Source organism: Paraburkholderia kirstenboschensis, from assembly GCF_904848585.1.
Classification (GTDB): domain Bacteria; phylum Pseudomonadota; class Gammaproteobacteria; order Burkholderiales; family Burkholderiaceae; genus Paraburkholderia; species Paraburkholderia kirstenboschensis.
This window is the reverse complement of sequence record NZ_CAJHCR010000005.1, coordinates 422,224-446,867: the sequence shown is the minus strand read 5'-3', so window position 1 is coordinate 446,867 and position 24,644 is coordinate 422,224. Positions and strand designations below refer to the sequence as shown.

Sequence of the window (24,644 nt, the reverse complement as noted above, 5' to 3'; positions counted from 1 at the left end):
CCTTAGTGAGCGGACGCGTCGTTGCCGCCGCGCGTGTCGACCGTCGCTTCCATCGACAGGTTGATGCCGAGCGGGTGCGCGCGAAGCTCGGCCGGATCGATCCGGACGCGCACCGGCAGGCGCTGCACGACCTTGATCCAGTTGCCGGTGGCGTTCTGCGCGGGGATCATCGCGAACGCGGAACCTGAACCGCCCGAGAAACCAACGACCTTGCCGTGATAGACGACCTTGCTGCCGTACAGGTCCGACTTCAGTTCCACCGGCTGGCCGATGCGCACCTTGCCGAGCTGCGTCTCCTTGTAATTCGCATCGACGTAGACGGATTCGATCGGTACGACTTTCATCAGTGTGGTGCCGCACTGAACACGCTGGCCCACCTGGACCTGGCGACTCGCGACGACGCCGTCGACCGGCGCGCGCAGCACGGTGCGCTCGAGATCGACGCGGGCCTGATCGCGCTTCGCACGTGCGAGCAGGACCTCCGGATTGGTATCGACCGTCGTGTCCGCAATCAGCACCTTGTTCGCCTCGAGCGAGCCGACGGCCGCGTCGCGGCTTGCCTTCGCCTGCAGGGCCGCGGCGCGGGCTGCGTCGAGCACCGCCCTGGCGGTGGCAAACGCGGCGCGCGCGTTGCTCAGCTCTTCGCCGGATACGCTCCCGGTGTGGGTCAGCACTTCGCGGCGCTGCATGTCGATCGCCGCGCGGTCAAAGTCGGCCTGGGCCGATGCGATCTGCGCGGCCATGCGGGTTTGGTCGGCTGCTCGCGCACTGACTTGCGCGCTCAGCTCCGAATCCGTCGCGACATAGCCGCGAACTTTGCGTTCGGCGCGGCCAAGATCGGCTTCGGCCTCCGCGAGCGCAATCTTCGCGTCGGTGTCGTCGACGACGGCCAGTACGTCGCCCTTGTGAACCTGCTCCGTATTCACGACCGGCACGCTTTTGACGATGCCGCTGACCGCCGGCGTGATCGATGCGACTTCGGCCGCGGTGTAGGCGTTGTCGGTCGACACGTAATGCGACGCGACGAAGTGCCAGTAGCTCGCGTACCCGAGACCGGCGACGAGAATGGCGCCGCCGAGCAGCGCGAACAGCTTCTTGCGGTTCGAAGGGGGAGCGGCGGCCGCAGCGCCGGTATCGGCGGAAGCAGCGGGGGCAGCGGAAGCAGGCGAGTCCGGCATCAGCGACTCGCTGGTTTTGACGAATTGGGTTTCAGACATGATCGGAGTCCTTGAAATCAGCTTTGCTTGTTGGAATGCGTTGCGTCGGTCGCGGCCGGCGTGCCGGCCTGATATCCGCCGCCGAGTGCGCGCACGAGCGCGACATCGAGCGAGAAGGTGCGCGACCGGATATCGGCGAGCTGGCGCTGCGCGGAAGTCATCGTGTCGGCGGCGTTCAGCACTTCGAGGTAGCCCGCAAGGCCGGCGCGATAGCGATCGAGTGCGACCTGGTGCGCCTGGGCAGCGTCGTCGTAGGCGGCTTGCGTCGCTTGCAGCCGGTCCGCCAGCGCGCGTTCGCTTGCGGCAACGTCGGCCACGTCGAGCAATGCCTTCGTCAGCGTTTCGTCGTAGTTCGCAACCGCCTCGTCGTAAGTCGCCCGCGCGCCGCGCAGTTCACCGCGCAAACGTCCGCCATTGAAGATGGGCAGCGTGATCGCCGGACCGAAGTTGCCGGCCAGCGAAGCTGCGTTCGTCAGCATGTTCAGGCCAAGCGACTGGAAGCCGATCGACGCGCCGAGCGTGATGTCCGGATAAAACCCGGCTCGCGCGACGTCGATCCGCTTCGCCGCCGCCTCTACGCGCAGGCGTGCAATGACCACGTCCGGGCGGCGGCCCAGCAGGCCGAGTCCGAGGTTGGCGGGCATGCCGGCAGGCTGCGTCAGATCGACGGCCGGCGGTGCGATGCGCAGGCCGCGGTCGGGACCGGCGCCCATCAGCGCGGCGATCTGGTTGCGCTCGAGTGCAATCGATTCATCGAGCGCGAGAAGGTCGGCCTGCGCGCTTTGCTGCTTCGACTCGGCCTGCTTTACGCCGGCCTGCGTTTCCAGGCCGTTTGCGAAACGGTCCCGGAACACCTGTGCGGATTGCGTGCGCACCTGCAGTGCCGCCTGCGCGCTGTCGCGCTCGGCGAACAGACGCGCGAGGTCGGCATACGCTGCCGCGATCGACGCGGAGAGAACCATGCGGGCCTGTGCCGCATCGGCGCGCGCGGCGTCGAGCTCCGACGTAGCGGCGGCCAGCGCCGCGCGATTCTTGCCCCAGAAGTCGATTTCGTAGCTGAAATTCAGCCCGGCGCTGCCGTAGGGGCGCCATCCGTGGGGAACGAAATCCGAGGGAATACCGTTGTTGTAGCTCTGCTTTTTCTTCTGAACCGAGCCGTCCGCATCGATTTCGGGCAGCAGCGCCGCGCCGGCCACTTGCGCCGACGCCTCGGCGTTATGCAGCCGCGCCTGGGCGGCCGCCAGTGTCGGCTCATCCTGGAGCGCTTCCCCGATCAGCGCGTTCAGTTGCGGATCGTTGTAGCCGAGCCACCACTGATCGGTGGGCCACGCAGACGCCGTGCTGCCTTGCTTGCCGCCGTCCGCACCAAGACTCTGCGCCGTCTCATATCTGCTGATGTCTTTCGTGACCGGCTTCTGCGGCATGTCGGGCAGTTGCGCGCAAGCGCTCACCACTATCGCGAACGCGAACGCGACGGCCAGCCTCACCCGTTTCACCTGACTCCGAATGTCCGTGCTCTCTTGCATGCTCCTGCTCCCTTCGCTCTTTACGATACCGGGCAGTCTAGTTATGCCGACCATGCCTGTCAACAGAAATAAACTGTACGGTTCAGATATGGTAAGATCACAACATTGAAAGTCGAAGGCCGGTCACGGGTGTCGCCGCCGGCCATGTTGTTGATCGGTCTTGCGACCGGAGGAGCGCATTGAAAATGAGAGTGAAGACAGAAGAAAAGCGGCAGGCGATCGTCGACGCCGCGTTCGAGGTGTTTAGCGAAGTGGGATTCGAACGGGCATCCATGTCCGAGATCGCGGCGCGGGCAGGCGGATCAAAAGCCACGCTCTACAGCTATTTCGAGTCCAAGGAAGTGATGTTCGCAGACGTCATGATGGCCGCCGCTGAGGAAGCCAAAGTGGCGACGGAGGTACTCAAGACCTCGCTGCCGATTCGCGAGACACTGTTGAAGTTCGGCAAACAGTATCTCGCCGCGACGCTCAAGCCGCAGGTACTGGCGGTGCGCCGTCTCGCGCATCAGGAAGGCGGCCGATCGGACGTCGGCGCCCTGTTTTATGACCGCGGGCCGAAGCTCGCCTGGCAAGTGGTGACTGACTTCCTGCAGCAAGCGATTGACGGCGGGCAGTTGCGCAGCTGTAACGCAGAGGTTGCGACCGCGCATCTGCGCGGGCTATACGATGCGGAGTTGCTGGAACTGTGCCTGGTTGGCGCGCCGGCGGATACCAGTTCCCGCAACGTCGCCAAAGTCGTTCAAAGAGCGGTCGACGTGTTTCTGGCCGCATATGGGCCGACGGACAAAGGTCACGCCGCATAGGCAGGCGCCCGGACGGGCGCGGAACTCGGGAGATGGCAAGCGAACCGCCACCGTGTCGCCAGGCGGGCGGTTTCGCCTACACCGCGTCGGAGAAATCCGCCGCGGGCAACGCCTGCATGGGTAGCAGCCTGCTAGCCTGTACCGGAGCCAATCCTCCCTTAAATCGGCCAGTGGATGTCTACTCTGAAATACGCCGGGATGACGGGCACGCCGATGGCGGTCCATGCGACCGCCGAAACTTCCGCAGGCAGCCGGCGAAGATGCAGCGCCTGATGGAATTGCTGGACAAGCGTTGAGAGCAGCCTATTGCTCGACCAGCCACGGTCTCGCGGCCAGCGATCTGCGGACGTCATAGATGAATCGCCGGCAAACGCCGTCATGCATCGCATGCATGCCTACCGCGACGAACAGCATCGGGGTAGCCGCGACAATCGCCGGTCTCTCAGGTATGGCTGCGTGGCTTGCGCAGCCATACGGGTTATTTCGGAAGCTGGGTCTGGACTTGCGTCGACGCTTGTGTCGGAACCTGGTTCGGAAGCTGCGGAAGCTGGGGAGGGTTCGGAAGCTGCGGCCCACCCTGTGAAAGCTGCTTCGTGGGGGATTGTCCGGCGGACGAGGGCTGCTGCGACGGGAATTGCTGCGGCAGATTGTTTTGCGCAAGCACGGATGTGCTAGTAAGGAATGCGAACAGTACGAGGAAGGTCTTTTTCATTTCAATTTTTCCAGCTGATTGACTTGAATTTGATGCGGTTGGCAGCCGCAGGCTGTCTCAGCGCGCGGCCAGGATTGCCTTGTAACGCCAGGTCGCCGTTGCGGTACTGAAGTCGACGGATCGATTCGACGCTGCGTTGTCTGAGGGGCGGGAAGCGGACGAACTATCCATCCCGCCGTAGTTGTCGAACGCCTGTCGTTGGGCTTCCACGCGGGCGAATACCGCCTGAAAGTCCATTGCATGTTGTGTAGCGGCGCTCGTGCGGTCGTGGTAGCCGACCGTTTGACCCTCAACCGTTTGACGCTGAACCGTTTGCGCAGCCGCTTGCTCATACTTTTGGGGACCATCGCTGCTAGCGAATGCGGCGGTCGAAAGGGACAGGATCGACGCGACAACAGGGACGGGGATGAAGGTCTTGGACTTTTGCATGATCAGACTCCATAGCGAGCGTCGGATGCAGGAGACGCGGTGTTGGGGGAACAACGGTTTGGCGAGGCATGGGTGCTGTTTGCCAGTTCGTTGGTGCCAGTTTAGTCAGTTACCGTCTGCTTACAAGCATCCCCGGAGCAATGGAGAGTTGCCGTCGCTGCAAGCCTCGCAGCCGATTGCCCTGAAGCGGCGCGCGCTTCTATACCGTGCCCGAAGGCAGGGACGCTGCGGACCATCTGAATGACACGCACCACAGTCGCTTCGACGGTCTCGAACTGGGCCTCACGTCAACGGGAGCGGCCAGTCGAGCGTGCACGCCCCGACAGAGGTTCGCTAACAAGACCCGGCGTGAGTACGGGAATAGCTTGAGCCTGTTGTTCTGCTGCCAGCTATTCGCGGTTCACGCAAACCCATATGTTGAAGATCTCGCAACTCATAATTGCGCACGTCGAATGATGGCGCGCTTTGTTTATACTGCATCCACTCATACACACCTCGCTATTTACGCAGGAATACTTATGGAACACCAAATCATATTCCAGGTCGGTTCATCGAACACGGAGGTCATTCATGAGCTCGTACAGCATGCATTGCGCAGCGCTGCTACGGCCTCCACCACGAATGGGGCTATCGATGTGCTTGGCCAGGCGCTACTCGAGGTCGAGCGCCTGGCCGCGCACACGAGCGTCCTCACGCATTGACCCCTCCGCGCATCTGCCACCGTCCGCGAGCCGGACGGCAACGCAGCGCGCGGCGCATCGCGACCGCCGGTGCAGCGTGGTTGCATCTTCTTAAGTCTGCTGTGATGTGTACAATCACATATGATAGTATAATCACATTTGGACCCGTCCACGAAACGGTGTAGGCGAGTCGCCCCAACACACGCTGCATCGACCCTGGAGATGTCACCCATAACTGTTCGACCAAAACTTGAACAATTCGCTGCATCGGTGGCAGGAATGATGCGACGACCGCGCTTCTTTTTCGCCTTGCTGTGCCCGTTCCCGCTCGCTGCGACGGTCTGCGGTTGCTCCACAATTGTGATGCCCACACCGCGGGTCATTGCGATTGTCGTTCCCGCGATGGCCGCACCGGCGATGATGCCGCAGCCCGATCCGAAGGCGCCGCCAATGTGGATTTAGGTCGCCGGGCGACCCGGCGGGCGATCGGATAAGCACCCGCGAGCCGGCGACGCCGCAAGACCCGTCACGCCAACAGGGTAATGCCAGGGTGACTCGCAGCGCCGCTAAACTTGCGACGCGAATCTGACGGATGCGCCGGCGGGCAACCGCGTCATCGTCGGGTCCCGCGGTTAAGACGGAGGCTTCCGCCGACGCTTCGACCCAACGGCCAAAGCCACTCGATCACTCGCTCAATGGGGCGTCGATGACTGTTTGCCATCGCCAATCTTTGGTGTGGTGTGCTGTTGCTTTAGCTTTAGCTTTAGCTGTAGGCAGTATTGCTGCTCAACCTGCGTGCCGTTCTTACGCCGTTTCTGCTTGGGGCGCTCGTTGCATACATTTTTCAGCCGGGCGTGGAGTAGCTGGCGCGCGATCGCCCTCCACGCGGCCTCACGGCGCTGGGGATGATGTATTTGTTTGCGCTGTCCGTCACACTCATCATCCGGCTGATGTGCGTAGCTGCCCAAAAGGAAGCCTCGGAGCGGTTTTGGGCGGCTGTTCGGATTCTTCGCCCTCTACCAGATCAGATCGACGTCGCGTTCGTCCGATCAGATGTGCAGCGCGATCGCGCCTACCGGCCGATTCTGTATCCTGGCCGTGCGGCCGCACGTGCGAAGGGGCGCAAAGCTCGCGCTAGTCGCGCCGTCACGGCAAGGTCTGACCGGCGGGAACGCTGGGCAGTGGACGTCGTGCGATCCGCTCGGCCTCCACACGTGAGAGACCGAACGCCTGCAACACGATGGCGGCGGTTCGCTGCGCAAACTTCTCCTCTTTCGAGCGAAGCATTTTTCGCGCACGAACTGTGCGCTTCGACGAGACGGTCAATTGCAGCTCGGCGGCAATTCCCGCGAGCACCGTGCCGATCACGGAGATAACGGACATGAGCTGGTCCGCGATCACAAAGCGCCTTTCTGAAATGCCCTTCTCGATGTCGCGCAGCAGGCGCAGGCCGAGACCCCTGCTGAGCGCGCGCGGCGACAAGCCTTCGCGGATAAGAAGTTGCCCCCAAACCGGCTCGCGGTGTGCCCGCAACAGCGTATGACGCACTGAGACGGCGATCACTTCCGCTGGATCGGACAACCCCGCGGCGTGGCGATCGAGCGAATTTGCGAATTCCTCGAACAGCCATTCGATCAGCGCCGTGAAGATGCCTTCCTTTGACTCAAAGTGGTTGTAGAAAGAGCCGAACCCGACGTCGGCTGCCTCGGTGATTTCGTTAATGGTCACGGAGTTCAAGCCATTGGCCGCCACCAGTTGCAGCGCAGCGTCGAGCAGGCGGGCGCGCGTCTCGCGTTTGCGACGGGCGCCGCGCGGGAAGCTCCCGTCGACGGCGCCGCAAGATGCGATTGGCGCCTTGAGCGCGCGTGCGCGACTGGTGCGCGGCTTTAGGGCATCTGGCATGTCGGCTCCGTGATCTTACTTGTTCGATGTTCAGATTTTAGATTTATATGTCATGGTTGACAATACCATCAGTAATGGGTCTAATCTCATTCCGGCCGCCGCAACCGGACGTACGAAGAGCTGATTAATGCCGAGGGAGCGAAAAAATGCCCATCGCGGTCTCGCCAGGTCTTCGGGCGAAACTGACAGGCTGGCAGATCATCGGGCCCAGGCATGAGCGGGCGCGGCGTCAACTACTGACTGCGTGAGTCGTGCCCGGATGGCATGCACCGATATGGACGTATAAAGAAGGACAACTAACGTATCAACGGAGCTAGTTTTGTATGTCCTCGCTGATAGCAAGCTGTGCTTGATGGCACTTCAGGTTTGCACCGCATGAGGAAACTTTCTTACCTGGGTTATTGCCCGTCTTGTGAACATCGTGAAACATTCCGGCCCTATCGCGCAGGCGCCTGCGCATCGCTTCTTACCTTCCTTCCTCCAATCTCTGCAGTGCGCACGCGTGGCGCTTGCGGCTAGTTGCGCGGTCCTGTTCTCGGCATGCCACCCGCGGGAAGCGGCCGCTCCGGAGCCGAAGCCCGTGGTCGCCCTGGCCGTGCACGCTGACGGGCGCACGGTAAGTGCTTTATGGCCGGCTCAGGTGCAGGCTCGCTACTCCACGGCGCTTTCGTTCAGAGTGGGAGGCAAGATCATCGAACGGCGCCTTCGTCTCGGCGACGCGGTCAAGGCGGGGCAGGCCGTAGCGCTCCTCGATCCAACGGATCTTCGCAGTAACCTGGCGAACGCGCGAGCGCAGCTCGATGCCGCCGAACACCGGTTCGTCTACGCGAAGCAGCAGCTCAATCGGGATCAGGCGCAGGCGCAAGCAAACCTGATTGCACCTGCGCAGCTCGAACAGACGCAGGACGCGTACGCATCCGCTATTGCGCAGCGCGACTCGGCGCTCGCGCAGATGGCGCTCGCGTCGGACAATCTGCGCTATGCGACGCTGACAGCAGACCATGACGGTGTGATTACGTCGGAGGACGCCGACACGGGCCAGAATGTTCAGGCAACCCAATCCATCTATCACCTCGACTGGACAGGCGACGTAGATATCATCTGCGACGCTCCCGAGCAGACGCTTAGCTCGGTGACAGTCGGCAGCATGGCGCGCGTCAGACTGCCTGCATTGCCCGGCAAGCTGTTCGAAGCTCGCGTGCGCGAGGTCTCGCCCAGCGCAGATCCGCAAAGCCGGACATGGCGCATCAAGCTCACCCTGAACGCGCCCAGCCCTGAAGTGCGCCCCGGCATGACCGCCACCGTTGCGTTCAATGCCGTCGGCAATGCGGCAGCCGCACAGCCGTTCACGATACCTGTGACGGCGCTCTTTCACCAGGGCGAGAACCCCGCAGTCTGGGTGGTGCGTGCGGGCACCGATACGCTCGAATTGCGTCCCGTGACGGTGCAGCGATATGACGAGCGAACGGTCTCCATTGCATCCGGCCTCCATGACGGCGACCGCGTGATAGTTCAAGGCGTGCATGCGGTGAGCGTGGGCCAGCACGTGCATGTAGTGGCGCCCCTGCATGGGGAGGACTTTCCGTCATGAATTCCCGCGACCATGAATCCGTACGCGAGAGCGGGCCCGTTCCGCATTCCGGGGCAGACCAATCTGGCGAGGACGGCTTCAACCTTTCCGGCTGGGCACTGCGTCATCAGCAGTTGGTGATCTTCCTGATTGGCCTCGCCACGCTTTTCGGCGTGATCGGCTATACGAAACTCGCGCAGTCGGAGGACCCGCCGTTCACCTTCCGCACGATGGTGATCAAGACCTACTGGCCTGGTGCGACTGCCCGCGAGGTGCAGGAACAGATCACGGACCGGATCGGCCGCCAGCTTCAAGCCGCGCCGAACATCGACAACATCAAGAGTTACTCGCGCCCGGGCGAGTCGATGATCTTCTTCGCCATGAAGGACTCGGCGCCCGTCAAGGAAGTGCCGGAAACGTGGTATCAGGTGCGCAAAAAGGTCGGCGACATTGCCGCGACACTGCCGAAGGGCACGGTCGGCCCGTTTTTCAACGACGAATTCGGCGACGTCTACACCAACATCTATGCGCTAGAAGGCGACGGCTTTTCGCCGGCGCAACTGCACGACTATGCCGACAAGCTGCGCACCGTCCTGCTGCGAATACACGGCGTTGCCAAGGTCGACTATTTCGGCGATCCCGATCAGCGCATCTTCGTCGAAATCTCGAACGCCCAGCTCTCACGGCTCTCGATCACGCCGCAACAGCTAGCGCAGGCGATCGACGCACAAAACACCGTGGCGCCCGTCGGCACCATCACGACCGCGGACGACCGCGTGTACGTGCGGCCGAGCGGGGCGCTCAAGGATGTACAGGCCCTCTCGGATGTGCTCATCACCATCAACAAGCGCACGTTCCGGCTGGGCGACATTGCGAAAGTCACTCGCGGATATGACGACCCGCCTGCGACCCAGATGCGCGTCGGCGGTCAAGCCGTGCTCGGCATCGGCGTGACGATGCAAAAGGGCGGCGACGTAATAAGCCTCGGCAAGGCGCTCGACGCACAAACCGCCGAACTGCAGGCTACGCTGCCTGCGGGGCTGAAACTTACACCTGTTTCAAGCATGCCGCACGCGGTCAAGCACTCAGTGGATGAGTTCGCAAGGTCGGTCGGCGAAGCGGTGGCAATCGTGCTGGTCGTCAGTCTCGTCTCGCTCGGTCTGCGCACGGGCATGGTCGTCGTGATCACCATTCCGATCGTGCTCGCGGTCACGGCACTGTGCATGCACTTGTTCAATATCGGCCTGGACAAGGTCTCGCTCGGCACCCTCGTGCTTGCGCTGGGCCTGCTCGTCGATGACGCCATCATCGCCGTCGAAATGATGGCGGTGAAGCTGGAGCAGGGCTGGAGCCGTGCGCGCGCGGCAGCATTCGCCTATTCGAGCACGGCATTCCCGATGTTGACGGGTACGCTCGTCACGGTATCGGGCTTCCTGCCGATCGCGCTGGCCAAATCCAGCACCGGCGAGTACACGCGTTCGATCTTCGAAGTGTCGGCCATTTCGCTGATCGTTTCGTGGTTTGCAGCGGTCGTGCTGGTTCCGTTGCTGGGTTATTACCTGCTGCCGGAACGCAAGCCTCAACCCGGCGGTGCACACCATGATCCGCATGAAATCGGCAACACCGGCTTCTACCGGCACCTGTCGGGGTGGGTTGCGTGGTGCGTCGAGCGTCGATGGGTCGTGCTCGGCATCACCGTCGTGCTTTTCGCGATTTCCATGCTGGCCTTCACGCGCGTGCCGCAACAGTTCTTCCCGAACTCTGAACGGCCAGAGTTGCTAGTCGATCTCAGGCTGCCGGAAGGCGCCTCGTTCGAAGCGACGCAGCGTGAAGCGAAGCGCCTCGAAAAGGCGCTCGACGGTAAGGCCGGGATAGACCACTTCGTCGACTTTGTTGGCACGGGCGCGCCGCGCTTTTACCTGACGCTCGACCAGCAGCTTCAGCAGCCGAATTTCGCGCAATTCGTGATTACGGCAAAAAGCGTCGAAAACCGCGAGGAACTGATGCACTGGCTCGACGGCAAACTCGAGAAGGACTTCTCTGGCGTGCGGGCGCGTGTCGCGCGCCTCGAGAATGGTCCGCCGGTCGGCTTTCCGATCAAGTTCCGCGTGAGTGGCGACGATATCGCGACCGTGCGATCGATTGCTCAAGACGTGTCGGACAAGGTCCGCGCTGATCCGCGCACGCGCAACGTGCAGTTCGACTGGGACGAGCCGGCGGAGCGCTCGATCTCGTTCGAGGTCGACCAGAACCGGGCGCGCCAGCTTGGTGTCAGCTCGGAAGATGTATCGAACTTCCTCGCCATGACGCTATCGGGGTACACGGTTACGCAGTACCGCGAGCGCGATAAGCTGATCAATGTCGATCTGCGTGCGCCAAAGACCGAACGCGTCGACCCCGCACAGCTCACGAGCCTCGCGATTCCGACGCCCAACGGCGCGGTGCCGCTCGGCTCGCTCGGACACGTGCGCAATACGCTCGAGTACGGCGTCATCTGGCAACGCGACCGTCAGCCGACAATCACGGTGCAGGCGGACGTGCGCGGCGACGCGCAGGGGATCGACGTGACCCGCGACATCGAACATGCACTTGCGGCGCAAACCGCAAGGCTGCCGGTCGGCTATCGCATTCAGGTGGGCGGCGCCGTAGAAGAAAGCGCAAAAGGCCAGACGTCGATCAATGCCGAAATGCCGTTGATGATCATTGCCGTGCTGCTGTTGTTGATGATCCAGCTGAAGAACTTCGCGCGCACGTTCATCGTGGTGCTGACAGCACCGCTCGGTCTGATTGGCGTCGTGGCCGCGCTGCTGCTGTTCGGCAAGCCGTTTGGTTTCGTCGCGCTGCTGGGCGTGATTGCGATGTTCGGCATCATCATGCGCAACTCCGTGATTCTGGTCGACCAGATCGATCAGGACATCGCGGCAGGGCATTCGCGCTTCGACGCGATTGTCGGGGCCACGGTGAGGCGTTTCAGGCCGATCACGCTGACCGCTGCCGCCGCCGTCCTCGCGTTGATTCCGCTCTTGCGCTCGGGCTTCTTTGGTCCCATGGCGACCGCGCTGATGGGCGGCATCACGATTGCCACGGTATTGACTGTGTTCTTCCTGCCCGCGCTGTACGCGGCGTGCTTCAGGGTCCGGCGCGACGAGCGCGGGGTGCAACAGCTCGTCGCCGAGCATACGGAAATTTGAGCATGAGTCTTGTATACAGAACATCCATTTTTGCCGTGACAGCGGCGCTCGCATTGACGGCTTGTTCGTTCGGCCCCAGCGGCGAACCGCCGGTGACTCCTTCACCTGAGCACTATGGCGCACAAAGGCAGCCATCCGGGACTGTCGCTGCAGCGGGCGTTGCACAGCAGTTCGATATCGGCGCGGCGGGCGTTCCGCAATGGTGGCGGCTCTACCGCTCCGACGCACTCGATGCGCTCGTCGAGGAAGGCTTGAGCAACAGCCCGACGCTTGCGGCCTCGCGGCGTACGTTGGCGGCCGCGCAAGAGCAACTGCGCGCGCAGGTCGGCGAGTCCACACTGCCGTCAGTGGATGGTGTCGCCCAAGTGGAGCGCGCGCGTTCGCCCGTTGTGCCGGGGCTTGGCCCGGAGCAGGTGCAATACAATTTTTTCGCCGGGCAGCTTGTCGCGCACTATACGTTCGACTTCTTCGGCCAGACGCGTTACACAAACAAGGCGAGCGCCGCTCGCGTGAATGTGCAGGCGTATGAGCTGGAAGCGGCCCGGCGGGCGCTCGCCGCCAACATCGTCGGCACGGCGATCAATGTGGCGGGGCTCGATCGTCAGATCGCGCTCACCGAACGGCTCGTCGCCGTGGCGAGGGATGCTGCGAACGAGGACCAGCACCGGTACGCGCTCGGGTCAGTGTCGCGTGCGCAGGCGCTCGCTTCGAAGCAGGATGCTGCTTCGGAGGCGGCGACACTGCCGGCTTTGCGCCAGCAGCGCGTGTCTGCCATCAACGCGCTCGCGGTGCTGATCGGCCGCGCGCCGGATAACGCCCCGAGCGTTCCCGCACTTGAGAGCCTGGCGTTGCCGGAGCATGTGCCCGTCGCGGTGCCGTCAGATCTCCTGCGTTCGCGTCCCGACGTACAGGCAGCCGACGCCACCCTGAAGGCCGCAGCCGCTGATGTGGGCGCTGCCACCGCGCAGCTCTTTCCGAGCTTGTCACTGACAGGCTCGATGGGCCGCGGTGGCTTTAGCTGGCCAACGGTGCTCTCGGGAGCGGGCGGACTCTGGGCCATTGGCGCGAGCCTGTCGCAGCCGATCTTCCATGGCGGCGCGTTGTTCGCGCAACGCCGCGCCTCGATCAATGCTTACGATGCGGCGGCTTTTCACTATAAGTCGACGGTGCTGTCGGCTTTCCATGATGTCGCGAATTCGCTTGCCGCACTGGATAACGACGCGCAGACGCTTGCGTCGACTGAAGCAGCGGCACAGGCCGCGCAGGCGGCGTTCGACGATACCGCGTCGCGCCGCCGCATGGGCTCGCTGCCGTCAACGGCGGAGCATGCCAGCGAGCAGCGGCTTCTCAGTGCACAGATCAGTTCCGTTCGCGCCGCAAGCCAGCGCATGAACGATACCGCTGCCCTGTTCCAGGCGATGGGCGAACTGCCGCCAGGCAAGCCGCAAACAGCGTCGGCGCAATGATCGCGCGTCGATGAAGCCGGGGAGGGCGGCCTGCCAGCCGGGCCGCTCTTCCTTGACTGCACCGCCGGGTATCGGAGCAGTCGTTTTCTATCCGAAATAAAAATGCGTCGACGCACAGGAAAGGTCAAGCCGGACTTCACGTGCATCGAACGCGCCACAACTTCAGGTTCTCCAGTTCCCTGTATGGAATATAAGAAACTGATCGCCTGTCACGAGTGCGATCTGCTGTTTCGCAAGCCTGTGCTGCGGGGCGGGCAGGCTGCGAGGTGTTCGCGCTGCCGTGCGAGCCTGAAAGGAGCGCACGGAGCGAGCGTGCCGCTCGACCGGATTGGGGCGATAACAGTCGCAGCTTTGATCACATTCTGTATAGCGCAGGCTTTCCCGGTCATACAGCTGCAGACCAACGGTATGACCTCGGAGGCGACGCTACTCGGCGCGGTGTGGGCGTTATGGACGGGCCACATGCGCATCGTCGCAACGATGGTGTTGTGCTCAGCGATCCTGTTTCCGCTGATCGAACTCCTCGCGCTTCTCTATGTGCTTGTTCCGCTGCGCCTTGGCAAGGTAGTACGTCATTTCAATCGAATGCTTCGCGTCGTGCAGTTCATCCGGCCATGGGGCATGGTGGAAGTGTTCATGCTCGGCGTGATCATCACGATCGTGAAAATGGTCAGCATGGCGCGGGTGGTCCCAGGGCCAGGACTGTTTGCATTCGGCGCACTCACGTTGATGTTGGCGTATCTCGGCGCTTTCGACCCGCGCATGCTGTGGTCAACGCGGGACGAAATAAAGCTTCGACAACCTTCTGGGATCCGCTGGACCAGGGTGAAGCGCCGGTGCGCCTCACGACGCCTGAGGTTCTTCGGGCTGAAGCCCGCGCCGGCGGTGCATAGGACGGCGCGGCGCGCCGGGCTCGTGGCGTGTCATACCTGTGGACTGGTGCAGAAGCACATTGCGGGGTCGTCAGACCAGCGCTGCTCCCGGTGCGAATCGGTGCTCCACACGCGCCATCCCGATAGCGTGACGCGCACGTCGAGCCTCGTTCTTGCTGCGGCACTCGCCTACATACCCGCGAATCTGTTGCCTATCATGCACGCGTCGTCCCTCGGCCACTCGGAGGACGACACGATCCTCGGCGGTGTGGCGTACTTCTGGACTTCGGGCGACTGGCCACTCGCCGTCGTTGTGTTCATAGCCAGCGTCGTGGTGCCGATGCTCAAACTCGCGATTCTCACGCTGCAGATCGTCGCGGCCCACCGCAGTCCGGACTGGCAACCGCTCGAACGGACGAGGCTGCATCGGCTCGTCGAGTGCGTTGGCCGGTGGTCGATGCTCGATGTCTTCGTTGTCGCATTGACGGTAGCGCTGGTGCATTTCGGTTCGTTTGCCGTTGTCACTGCCGGTCCGGGCGCGCTGGCCTTCGGCGCGGTGGTGATTCTCACCATGCTCGCGTCGCATCAGTTCGATCCGCGGCTGATCTGGGACAACGTCCGCTGCGGGCCAGCGCGTGATTCACGGCCATGAACGAATGCCGCTAGCGGCGTCCGCACTCCTCAATAACCCCATATTTTCGAACCACTTCCCGAGCGATGCATCTTCCCACGCCACCCAGACCTGACATAAAGCCGCGAAAACGCTGGATTCCCTCCCTCATCTGGTTAGTGCCGCTCATCTGTGCGCTGATCGGTGTTGCGCTGGTAGTCAAATCCGTCACCGACAAGGGACCGACAGTGACGGTCACATTCAGTAACGCTGAGGGCATGGAGGCGGGCAAAACGAAGGTCAAGTACAAGGACGTGGAGATCGGTTCGATACAGGCGGTCGCGCTGTCAAAAGATCTGCAGCACGTCATCGTTACGATCGAGCTGACCAAACAGGCCGAGAAATTCGCGAGCCGGGGCACGCGCTTCTGGGTGGTTCGACCGCGCGTGGGCGCTAACGGCATCTCGGGCCTCGGTACGCTGCTGTCCGGCGCGTATATCGGTGTGGACGTCGGGCAGTCTTCGGAAAGGCAAGCCGCGTTTGTCGGCCTCGAGAGTCCGCCTATTGTCACATCCGGGCAGCGGGGGCATCAGTACACGCTGAGAGGGGACTCTTTGGGCTCCGTCGATATCGGCGCACCCATCTTCTACCACCGGGTCAAGGTGGGCCAGGTGGTCGGCTTCTCGCTCGATCCGCATGGCACTGGCGTTATCGTCAATGTTTTCGTCAATGCCCCGTTTGACCAATATGTCGGCACCAATACACGGTGGTGGCACGCAAGCGGTGTCGACCTCCGTCTGGATTCGAACGGATTGAAGCTCAATACACAATCTCTGGCGACGGTGGTTGTCGGAGGTCTGGCGTTCCAGTCGCCGCCGGGTCAGGACGTTGGACAACCGGCCGGGGACAAGGCCGTGTTCCGACTCGCATCGGACGAGTCGGACGCGATGCGCGAGCCCGACGGCGCCCCGCTCAATGTCGTGATGCGGTTCAACCAGTCGCTGCGTGGCCTGTCTGTCGGCGCCCCTGTCGACCTCAGAGGCATCGCGCTGGGGCAGGTGACGGACATCGGTATCGAATACAACGAAAAAGAGAAGAGTTTCAGTATGAAGGTATCGCTGGCGCTGTATCCCGACCGGCTGAGCCGGCGCTCCAACGAAGCGCTACCCGCTCCGAACTCGCAGGGTGGTCACGAGTTGCTGGAACACCTCGTCATGGAAGGAATGCGCGGCCAGTTGCGGACCGGCAATCTGCTGACAGGCCAGCTATTCGTGGCGCTCGACATGTTCCCCAAAGCACCTCGGGCGAGTGTCGATGTACATCGCAATCCTATTGAACTGCCGACCGTGCCCAACACCCTTGACGAACTTCAGGTGCAGATTGCCGATATTGCGAGGAAGCTGAATCAGGTGCCGTTGGACAAGATAGGAGCCAACCTGAATGGCGCACTTGAAAACGCCAGCAAACTGTTCGGTCACATGGACACAGAGGTCGTTCCACAAGCTCGCGACACGCTAGCAGCGGCGCAGAAAACCTTCAGTACCGCCGAAACGACGCTCCGGCAGACGGCGCCCATGCAGTCGGACGTCCAGGACGCGATGCAGGAACTAACGCGCACCCTGCAATCCCTCAATGCGCTCGCCGACTATCTGGAACGTCATCCCCAAGCGCTCCTGTTCGGGAAGAAAGGAGATCAACGGTGAACCTCATCCAATCCCGCGCATGGCGCGCGGTCGCCCGTATTGCAACCGTCATGGGTCTCGCCGCGCTGAGCGCCTGTGCTTCTCCGCCGGCACACTTCTATACCCTCGGCACTGACGGGGAACCGACGCGTGAAAGCGTCGCGGTCAGTCCTGCCTTCTGGATCGACATGCGCGTGGTGAAGGTGCCGGTTTCAGTGGCAAGGAGCCAGTTCGTCGTACAGGACGATGCGGCGCGCGTCAGGATTCTGGAGGACGAGCGCTGGGCATCGCCGCTTGCAGACGAGATCCGCGATGCGCTGCTCGCAGCCGCGACTCGACAGGTGGGCGGCCCCAACACGCACCAGCCTGGTCACGCTGAGGACGCTCGCACGTACCAGGTCTCCGTCGACGTGCGGCGTTTTGAATCGTGGCCGGGCTCACACGCGTTGATTGACGTAACCTGGAGCGTAAGCAAGTCGAACGACTCAAGAACATTGACCTGCCGCAGCATAGTCAGCGAGCCGGTATCGGCCGGCTACGATGCACTCGTCAACGGCCACCGAGTCGCAGTGAGAAGGATAGGCGCCCAAATTGGCGAAGTCGTCCGGGAATTTTCGGCGTCGCCGTTCGTGTCGACGATTGCACCGGCGCGCATGCCTGCCAGTACGGGAGATTCGGCGTTGTCATGCCCAGCTCTGGCGGGCTGAACCGATGCCGGAATTGGCGCACCGCGCACCGGAAGGAAAATGGAACGAAACCGCCACCGCACCTACGCGGGAACATTCATGATCGCCGGGACCGAGGCTTGCAACAGCAGCGGGAACGACGATTCCTGCTTGCGTGACGAGGCCAATGACGTGTGCATCGTGCTCTTTGATCGCTGGTGCGAACGCCGCGAGATTACGCCACTCATCTACCTGCTCCATGCGTGGCCGTTTTTGCCGTCGGCGTCTCATCCGGTCAGAGCTGTGTCGCGAGCGCTTAACGAACTTTCGAAGTTCCACAGCGAAGCTCTCGACGACCAGGACCGCGAACTCATTGCTAGTGTCAAGGCTTTAGCCGATGAATTCTATCGCTAGCCGTCGACCGTACTTGTTCCCCGGGCCGGCACGCTGCCGGCTGACTTCAGGTGACCAAACCGACGGAATTAATGTGACCGGGCCTTCGAGCTCAAACGGCTTCAGTCCTCTCGTCGACGGCAGGCAGCGGACGCGCCGCAATCTTCTCCGCCTCTGCGCGCTTGATCCCGAGTGTGTACAACAGCGTGGCTGCTGTACGCTCGGGCAAGTGCTCTCCACTAAACCCGAGTTCCTTGAGTACGTCCGACGCGGGCGCACCGGGAGCGACGAAATTCAGGTCCGCGGCAATCACGGACAGCACGGTGCCCCCCACTGAAAGGAAGCCCATCAGCGGGTCTGAGAGCACGAAGCGCTTGGCCGCAATACCGTTGGCGATGTCTCGCAGCAGCCGCTGACCAAGACCGCGGCTCAGCGCGCGCGCTGAGAACCCTTCGCGTATCAGGAAACGTCCCCATACGGCGTCGCGCCGGGCACGCATCACCGTGTGGCGCACGGCGACGGAAACCACCTCGGCCGGATCGGAAAGACCACTGGCAACACGGTCCAGCACGTCCGCGAAGTCCTTGAAGACGTTATCGACAAGCGTCGAGTAAATGTCTTCTTTCGATTCAAAGTGGTTGTAGAACGAACCGAAGCCGACGTCGGCAGCCTCGGTGATCTCGTTGATCGCTACGCCTTCCATTCCTTTCTCAGCCATGAGCCTGAGGGCGGCGTCGAGCAGTCGGGCGCGCGTCTCGCGCTTGCGGCGCGCGCCGCGTGGCTCGCGCTCTTCTGCGACCGGAGCCGGGGAGGGTGCGGCAGGGGCTGCGGGCTTTGCTGTCCGGCGATTTGAAGGGTTAGGCATTGATAGATCCGATCCTGGTCATGCCCAAGTATAGATTCAAACGTCTACATTGACAAAGTGCGCAACCATGACGTTAGTGTCATCGACGGCAGGAGAGGCTGGTCTAGTGAACGACATATAGAGTGACGTGCTTCGGCGACGATGCGTGCTTGAACCTATGTGCCGAGGCATTGAGCCATCGCTCAAGACTACCGCCAGTGGCCAGCGCTGTCATTGTGCCGCGCTGTGCTGAATCACTGGCCTCGCCACAGTGTATGACCCTGTTGCTCGCACCCCTTTTTCAATGCTCCATTGCTCATTTCTGATACGAAGATCATCTGCGATTTCATTCTCAAAAGTGACTTAAGCGCGTACAATTCGTGTATTGAGCCGGAATCGGTTATTCGTCGAGCGCCGGCTGACGGCGCGGCGGCATGCCAGCGCTAGTTGTGGCGCGAGCCCACGTCTGCACATGGGGGAATCAGTGAAGGATTTAGGCGCCGTTCAGGCTCTCGGTTTGCACCAGATGCTGGCCGCAAGCGCTGCGCACGTGGTTGCCGTTACAGGCAGCTCGCAAGCAGTGGGCTGCACGACTGCCGTCGTCCACCTCGCGATAGCGCTGGCCAGGCAAGGGATGGACGTCCTCGTGCTGGACGAATACGCTGGCAACGGATCGGCCAGCGCGTTGCTCGGCGCCATCAAGGAAGCGGGCATGTTCGCTTCCTTGCCGAATGGCAGGCTGCCGCGAGTGCAGGCGGTCGGAACTGGTCCATTGCCGGTCGCCATCACCGGCCCGGGCGATACGAATGAACAACGCTACGGTGCCGTAGCATATGACGCGGCACCCGCCGCCGCCCCGGACGTCGTGCTGATCGACGCTGCGTTTAGCGACGGTAGCGTGCTCTCACCGCTCGCGTTGCAAGCTCACGACGTGCTGCTCGTCACAACCATGACAGCGAACGCAGTGGCAGAAACGTACGTTCGCATGAAACGGCTGCGTCTCACGCAGGGAATTGCACAGTTCCGCATCGTCATGAATCGGGTCGACAGTGAAGTCGACGCTCACGCGGTTCTGGAGAACCTCCGCGGAATCGCTCGCGACTATCTGGCCGTCTCCATTCTCGATGCAGGTTGCATCAGAGCCGTCCCCTGCATTGCACGGGCCGCCGAACTGCCGCGCGCTATCCAGGATGCGCTCCGTCCTTCCGCCGCCGTGGACGATTTTGTGCGTCTCGCAAGCGGTCTGAGGTCGTGGCCGCGGCGGCCGGCAGCACCGTCGCGCTCACCTGCGCCAACGCTCTCAAGCGTCCGCGCGATGACTCGACCGTGGGGTTACTCGCCGCCTACTAGCGCCCCATCATCGGCGCCTGCGCGAGAGGCTCCGAAAAGTATGTGCCGCATCTATAGGCCGCGCTTCAATTGAAGGCTAATCCCGATAGCAGTTTTTCACCCGTATTAGTATCGGGAAGCATCCAGTTTAGTTTCTTCTGCTTACAGTGTTCTGAGCGCGGGCAAAGCGCTAAACCATGGAATATATCGAAAGCTTGCGCGTATTTCGCGCCATTGTAGAAGTCAAAAATTTCAGGCGTGCTGGCGAAATGATGAACTTATCGCCGTCGGTCGTTTCGCGGGCCATCGCGTCGCTGGAAGAGCGCCTCGGCACCCGCCTTTTTCACCGTTCCACTCGGCAATTTTCGCTGACTGAAGCGGCGGAGCGCTTTTATAACGGCTGCACACGGATTCTGGACGATCTCGACTGTCTGGAAGCCGATGCCGCAAGTCATGGCCGACTGCCTGCGGGCGTCCTCAGGCTGGTCGCGCACACGTCCGCGGCACTGACATGGCTGGCACCATTGGTTGCATCGTTCAAGCTTAAACATCCGAACATCACCGTAGACGCCACGTTAACCGAGCGGCCAGTTGACCTGACGGCGGATGGTTACGACGTCGGTATCGTTATGCCTTTCATGCTGGCGACGGATCTGGCCGTGACGCGACTTCTCCATAGGCTGCCATTGGTGATCGTTACCACGGAGGCTTATCTGGGCAGGCGCGCTCGGCCTCGGCATCCGGCTGACCTGGCAGACCATGTGTTCGTCACTGTCCCGCCTTCCATGCACAAGCCATTCGTCACCTTCCGCACAGAGCATGAAAACGTCGGGGTCCCGCTCCACTACGAAATTACATCGAACAACCCGATCTTTAATCGCGACATCGTGCTCCAGGGATTCGGGGTCGCTCTGCTTCCAATCACGCTGGTCGAGCACGATATAAAGGCCGGGAGGCTGGTCCGCCTGCTTGAGCAGTATGAGATCGCAGATTCGGCGGCCGAGGTCCGTCTGGCTTACATGGGACGCACGCTGCTACCCCCAAAGGTGAGGGCGTTTATCGATCACACGGCGCAGTTCTTCGAGGAGGGCGCTCAAACGCTTGCGCCAGGTTGTTAGGTGCAGCAGCCCCTCGGGCAGCATGCGGATGACCGATTGAATCCGCACCCGAAGCGGTATGAAAATGCATGCAAAACGTGATACTCGAAAAGAACGGCGCATTAAAATCGAGGGACTGTCATGCCTGGTTTGCCCACCGATGGCCGCTGAAACCGGCAATCGCCGAAGGAAGACTCGAGCCGGGATGTGGCAATGGACTGCTGATCGACCGCTCTGCTCCCAGGCATCCACGAACTGAACCACGACGGTGTACCCCAGAACGCTGTTCGTGCGCCGCGTGGCACCGCTGAGCAGCATTGCTGCAGTGATCAGGACGGAAAGGTCTATGACTGGACCACGGTTATCAGCTACTCGGCAGCGGCAGCAAGTCGCCGATAGGGCTTTTTGCCAGTCCCGGATCATGAGATATCATTTTGGATGACTATCTATTCGATGACTGCAGACAGAGTCCGAAGCTCTGCCGGTCCCGGATTGCGACCTGTGAGTTGCTGGTCCGAAATGATATCGCTCGTACCTCGGACTACGACGGTTCGAGAGATCGACAGTGGTATTTCAGAAGCACGTAGTCGCTTGAGGATTGCAAATAGCAGATCACTTCTGGTATCCCCGGCGATTCTGGGGCTGGCGACATATCCGGTGGCGGTCAATGTTATTCCGTCAGGCGTCAACTGGCTGAAGGTCACCGAAGGCGTGGGGCGATCAAGAACCGATGGATGATCCAGGTAAGCTTGCAGAAGAACATCGCGTACCTGCTCCGGGTCGATGTCCAGCGCGAACGTAAGGCTCAGTGTGACAACTCCCTGCGTTTTGTTTCCCATTGTCACGTTCCGCACATTCTGCGAAATCAGGTGTGAATTGGGAACGATTACCGTTGATCTGTCCGCGAGCTGTATTTCGGTCGCACGTACACTGATACGCCGAATGTCGCCTTCAATGCCGGTGATACTGATCATGTCGCCTACTTTGACCGGCCGTTCCGCAAGCAATATCAGCCCGGAGATGAAGTTTTTAACGATCTCCTGCAGACCAAAGCCGATGCCTACTGACAATGCGCTGACGATCCATGCCAGGTTATGCCATTGCACGCCGAGTACGGAGAAGGTTTGCAGCGCGACGAGGACATAGCCGACATTGGAGAACACCGTTAGCAGCGACGCGCGCATACCTGAACTCATTTGCGTCTTGGGCAGAAACTCGGTGTCGAGCCATTTGCGGACGAGCCTAACGAGATACAGGCATAGTGCGCAGGTAAAGATAGCGCTAAAGATATGGGCGGGAACAATATTGAGCGCGTGTAATCGCTCCCCGCCGAGCACGCTGACAATGCTGCCGATCAGGTCTCCTGGCGTCGTGCCGAGCCCCCCCGTGAGCAGTGCGATGACTGCAGCCAGCATCAATGCGCTGCGAAGAACGCCAGACAGGATCGTTGCCACCTGTTCCAGATGGACTTCTTGCAGTCCGAATAGTCGCCCGACTGTTTTGCCGCTGGCGTAGCATGGCGAAAACACGCTTTCGGAAGCATCATGGGCGAGCTTCGTCAGCAGATAAAGGCTGCTCAGTACGAGATCGAACCAGACCAGTTCGTAGGTCAGGAACCGCGCAAACGAAACATAGCCACAAAGTAATGCAATCAAAGAAGCGCCGACGGCAAGGCTGACGGCGGCGTGGATAATTCCAGCGAGGGTCGAACGAGCCTCCGGCGATTCTCCTGCTGCGGCGAGCGAACTGCGTACGCGGTTTGCTCGTAAAAGCGACATACCGATGGTCAGCGCGACCACTAACGCAACCACGCCACGAGTAAAGAGGGTAATTTGCAGACTCGTGTCGATTGCGCGATTGAGTTGCTCGACGGCACCTGAAAATAGCAGCAGTGCGGCTAGTATCCATGGGAAAGGACGTAGCGCGCGAGCGACCGGATCTGCGATGGACGGCAACCGCCACGACGGATGTCGTGTGCTAAGCAATGCCCGGCCGAGAGCAACAACCAACGCACAGGTCACCACGTGTTTGATGAGTTCGTTGGCGAAGCTCTGCAGCGTAGCGGGCATCGCCTGCTGGCGGGTCAACGCGAAATAGAATAGATCAACGGCACATATGGTGGTCGCCACGGACGCCAATACGGTCGAGATCGCCATCGCGCTGCGCCGTAACCGGCCTTCCGGGAGGCGGTGCAGGCAAAGCCGTTCCGATGCTCTGTCAAGAAGCCGCGTGCCAATCGTTGCGATGGCTAGAGCGAACAGCACAAGCAGCGCGGTTACAACCCGATGCCCTTTTTGCCACGTCGATTGAATCTGCCTTTGGATCTGCCCATTGAAGTCTCGCAGACGTTGATAATCAGTCGTGTCGGGATGGAACGCGGGCGCCCAGAACGCGGTGCTGACTATGCTGTCTGATCGAAGGGCCAACTGATCCTTTAGATGGTCGTGCAGCAGTCGGGTGATCTGGGCGCTCAGCTTGCCAAGGTTTTCCTTGATGGTTGCCGCCTGCCTGATCGCGGCGTCGAGTTGTAACTGCTCAGCAGCGAGCACATTGCGCTGTTGGGCGACTGCGGGCGTTTCCGCTGCGGAGTCGGAAGCGGGTGCGGCTCCGAGTACGTCGAGCTGTGCATGCGTTTTCGCGCGATCAGGCTCAAGCGACGTGGTTATCAGCCTGTCGACGTCTTCGGCGACGTGCCGGCTCTGTGCATCCAGTTCGAACAACTGCGCGTCGCTTGTTGCCGTCGAAGCACGCTGCCGTATCTGGTCCTGCCTGGTCTGCAGCGCATTGAGCGTTTGCAAAGCGGTGGGACCTCCGCCAATGGAGGGCGAAACATCAGCAGGAGCGTCCAGACTGGAGGGCGGCAGCGCCGCTGCATTCAGAGCGGTGCTGGCGAGGCCGAACATCATGAGCGCGATAAGGCGAAGTATGACGGCGACCACTTGTCGCACGACGTGAAGGTGGCGAAGAGTATGCACTGGAGAGATCTGGCTCATGCGCGCGATATGTATGTGAGCAGAGTTGCATTCGGTCGCCGCTGGGCGGGAAATCGGCTGCCGCACTGACTTGGAAAAGTCTCAACATTTATCGTCATATATGACGATCTCGGAAACAGGATGGGGTGGTTGCACGTCGGCATTTCGCAGTCTGGATGAGCGGTAGGGCGCGAGGCGGCTATTTCATTTATCTGGGACGTACACCGGTCGCGGGGGCATTAAAGATCCCGACTCCGAATATTCATGCTCTCCTGCATGCCCCCGCGCTCACCTGAACTTCTTTTACCAATACGCACAGTCTAGTTATGGGAGGAGCACCTGTCAACAAAAATGAACTGTACGGTTCAGATAAATTAAGATTGCAACGATTGGAAATCGATGGTCGGCCGCGGGCATGGTCGCCGCCGGTCACGTCGTCGATCCGCGTGCAGAGCGGAGGCGTACGTGGAATGACGGTGAAAAACAGAACAAAAGCGGCAGATGATCGTTGTCGCTGAAGTTCAGGTGTTCAGCAAAATTGGGGTTGGAGTAGGTATGTCGGTGTTGTTGACTTGTGAAGGGCGCGCCGGCGAAAGCGCGTAACAGAGGATAACTAAGTCATGCGGCAATGCGAGCCCTCACTGCACCTTCCAACGTACCAACTTCAGCGGATTCCGTGACTAC

General features: G+C 61.3%; 17 protein-coding genes. 11 read left to right on the top strand and 6 right to left on the bottom strand.

What is annotated here, in order from left to right:
* Nucleotides 1-2: 2 nt before the first annotated feature.
* Nucleotides 3-1,178, bottom strand: a complete 1,176-nt coding sequence (locus tag JMY24_RS17330) for an HlyD family efflux transporter periplasmic adaptor subunit (RefSeq protein ID WP_201702580.1) — start codon at nt 1,176-1,178, stop codon at nt 3-5.
* Nucleotides 1,179-1,234: 56 nt separating this feature from the next.
* Nucleotides 1,235-2,743, bottom strand: coding sequence for an efflux transporter outer membrane subunit (locus tag JMY24_RS17325; RefSeq protein WP_201702505.1), 1,509 nt, complete (start codon nt 2,741-2,743; stop codon nt 1,235-1,237).
* Nucleotides 2,744-2,928: 185 nt separating this feature from the next.
* Here JMY24_RS17325 and JMY24_RS17320 point away from each other — a divergent pair, with 185 nt between their 5' ends.
* Nucleotides 2,929-3,546: a TetR/AcrR family transcriptional regulator gene (locus JMY24_RS17320; RefSeq protein ID WP_128598195.1), complete on the top strand. Its 618-nt coding sequence runs from the start codon at nt 2,929-2,931 to the stop codon at nt 3,544-3,546.
* Between the two features lie 769 nt (nt 3,547-4,315).
* Here the strand turns inward: JMY24_RS17320 and JMY24_RS17315 are convergent.
* Nucleotides 4,316-4,687, bottom strand: a complete 372-nt coding sequence (locus JMY24_RS17315) for a hypothetical protein (RefSeq protein ID WP_128598196.1) — start codon at nt 4,685-4,687, stop codon at nt 4,316-4,318.
* Nucleotides 4,688-5,205: 518 nt separating this feature from the next.
* On the opposite strand from JMY24_RS17315, the gene JMY24_RS17310 reads away from it, so the two are divergent.
* Nucleotides 5,206-5,388, top strand: a complete 183-nt coding sequence (locus tag JMY24_RS17310) for a hypothetical protein (RefSeq protein WP_128598197.1) — start codon at nt 5,206-5,208, stop codon at nt 5,386-5,388.
* A 1,125-nt stretch (nt 5,389-6,513) separates the two neighbouring features.
* Here JMY24_RS17310 and JMY24_RS17305 read toward each other — a convergent pair.
* Nucleotides 6,514-7,269, bottom strand: coding sequence for a TetR/AcrR family transcriptional regulator (locus JMY24_RS17305; RefSeq protein ID WP_128598198.1), 756 nt, complete (start codon nt 7,267-7,269; stop codon nt 6,514-6,516).
* A 421-nt stretch (nt 7,270-7,690) separates the two neighbouring features.
* Here JMY24_RS17305 and JMY24_RS17300 point away from each other — a divergent pair, with 421 nt between their 5' ends.
* From JMY24_RS17300 to JMY24_RS17270, 7 genes are all read left to right on the top strand, one after another.
* Nucleotides 7,691-8,860: an efflux RND transporter periplasmic adaptor subunit gene (locus tag JMY24_RS17300; protein ID WP_413231253.1), complete on the top strand. Its 1,170-nt coding sequence runs from the start codon at nt 7,691-7,693 to the stop codon at nt 8,858-8,860.
* Nucleotides 8,857-12,030 carry an efflux RND transporter permease subunit gene (locus JMY24_RS17295; protein ID WP_128598199.1) on the top strand — a complete coding sequence of 1,058 codons (3,174 nt, stop codon included), beginning with the start codon at nt 8,857-8,859 and terminating at the stop codon, nt 12,028-12,030. The genes JMY24_RS17300 and JMY24_RS17295 overlap by 4 nt, the downstream gene beginning before the upstream one ends.
* 2 nt (nt 12,031-12,032) lie before the next feature.
* On the top strand, nt 12,033-13,496 hold the full coding sequence (locus JMY24_RS17290) for an efflux transporter outer membrane subunit (protein ID WP_201702504.1): 1,464 nt from the start codon (nt 12,033-12,035) through the stop codon (nt 13,494-13,496).
* A gap of 183 nt (nt 13,497-13,679) precedes the next feature.
* On the top strand, nt 13,680-15,020 hold the full coding sequence (locus tag JMY24_RS17285; protein WP_201702503.1) for a paraquat-inducible protein A: 1,341 nt from the start codon (nt 13,680-13,682) through the stop codon (nt 15,018-15,020).
* 65 nt (nt 15,021-15,085) lie between these two features.
* Nucleotides 15,086-16,681 carry a PqiB family protein gene (locus JMY24_RS17280; RefSeq protein ID WP_128598202.1) on the top strand — a complete coding sequence of 532 codons (1,596 nt, stop codon included), beginning with the start codon at nt 15,086-15,088 and terminating at the stop codon, nt 16,679-16,681.
* Nucleotides 16,678-17,367 (top strand): PqiC family protein, encoded by a 690-nt coding sequence (locus JMY24_RS17275; protein ID WP_128598203.1) that lies wholly within the window; start codon nt 16,678-16,680, stop codon nt 17,365-17,367. Before JMY24_RS17280 ends, JMY24_RS17275 begins: the two co-directional genes overlap by 4 nt.
* Before the next feature lie 39 nt (nt 17,368-17,406).
* Nucleotides 17,407-17,739 (top strand): hypothetical protein, encoded by a 333-nt coding sequence (locus JMY24_RS17270; protein ID WP_128598204.1) that lies wholly within the window; start codon nt 17,407-17,409, stop codon nt 17,737-17,739.
* A 91-nt stretch (nt 17,740-17,830) separates the two neighbouring features.
* On the opposite strand, the gene JMY24_RS17265 is transcribed toward JMY24_RS17270, so the two are convergent.
* Nucleotides 17,831-18,583 carry a TetR/AcrR family transcriptional regulator gene (locus JMY24_RS17265; RefSeq protein ID WP_201702502.1) on the bottom strand — a complete coding sequence of 251 codons (753 nt, stop codon included), beginning with the start codon at nt 18,581-18,583 and terminating at the stop codon, nt 17,831-17,833.
* A gap of 463 nt (nt 18,584-19,046) precedes the next feature.
* Here JMY24_RS17265 and JMY24_RS17260 point away from each other — a divergent pair, with 463 nt between their 5' ends.
* Entirely contained in the window at nt 19,047-19,985 is a 939-nt protein-coding gene (locus JMY24_RS17260) for a MinD/ParA family ATP-binding protein (RefSeq protein ID WP_201702501.1), read from the top strand.
* A gap of 103 nt (nt 19,986-20,088) precedes the next feature.
* A complete protein-coding gene (locus JMY24_RS17255) occupies nt 20,089-21,009 on the top strand; it encodes a LysR family transcriptional regulator (RefSeq protein ID WP_128598400.1) in 921 nt (306 codons plus the stop codon).
* A 425-nt stretch (nt 21,010-21,434) separates the two neighbouring features.
* On the opposite strand, the gene JMY24_RS17250 is transcribed toward JMY24_RS17255, so the two are convergent.
* A complete protein-coding gene (locus JMY24_RS17250; RefSeq protein ID WP_201702500.1) occupies nt 21,435-23,981 on the bottom strand; it encodes a DUF3772 domain-containing protein in 2,547 nt (848 codons plus the stop codon).
* Between the last annotated feature and the right edge of the window lie 663 nt (nt 23,982-24,644).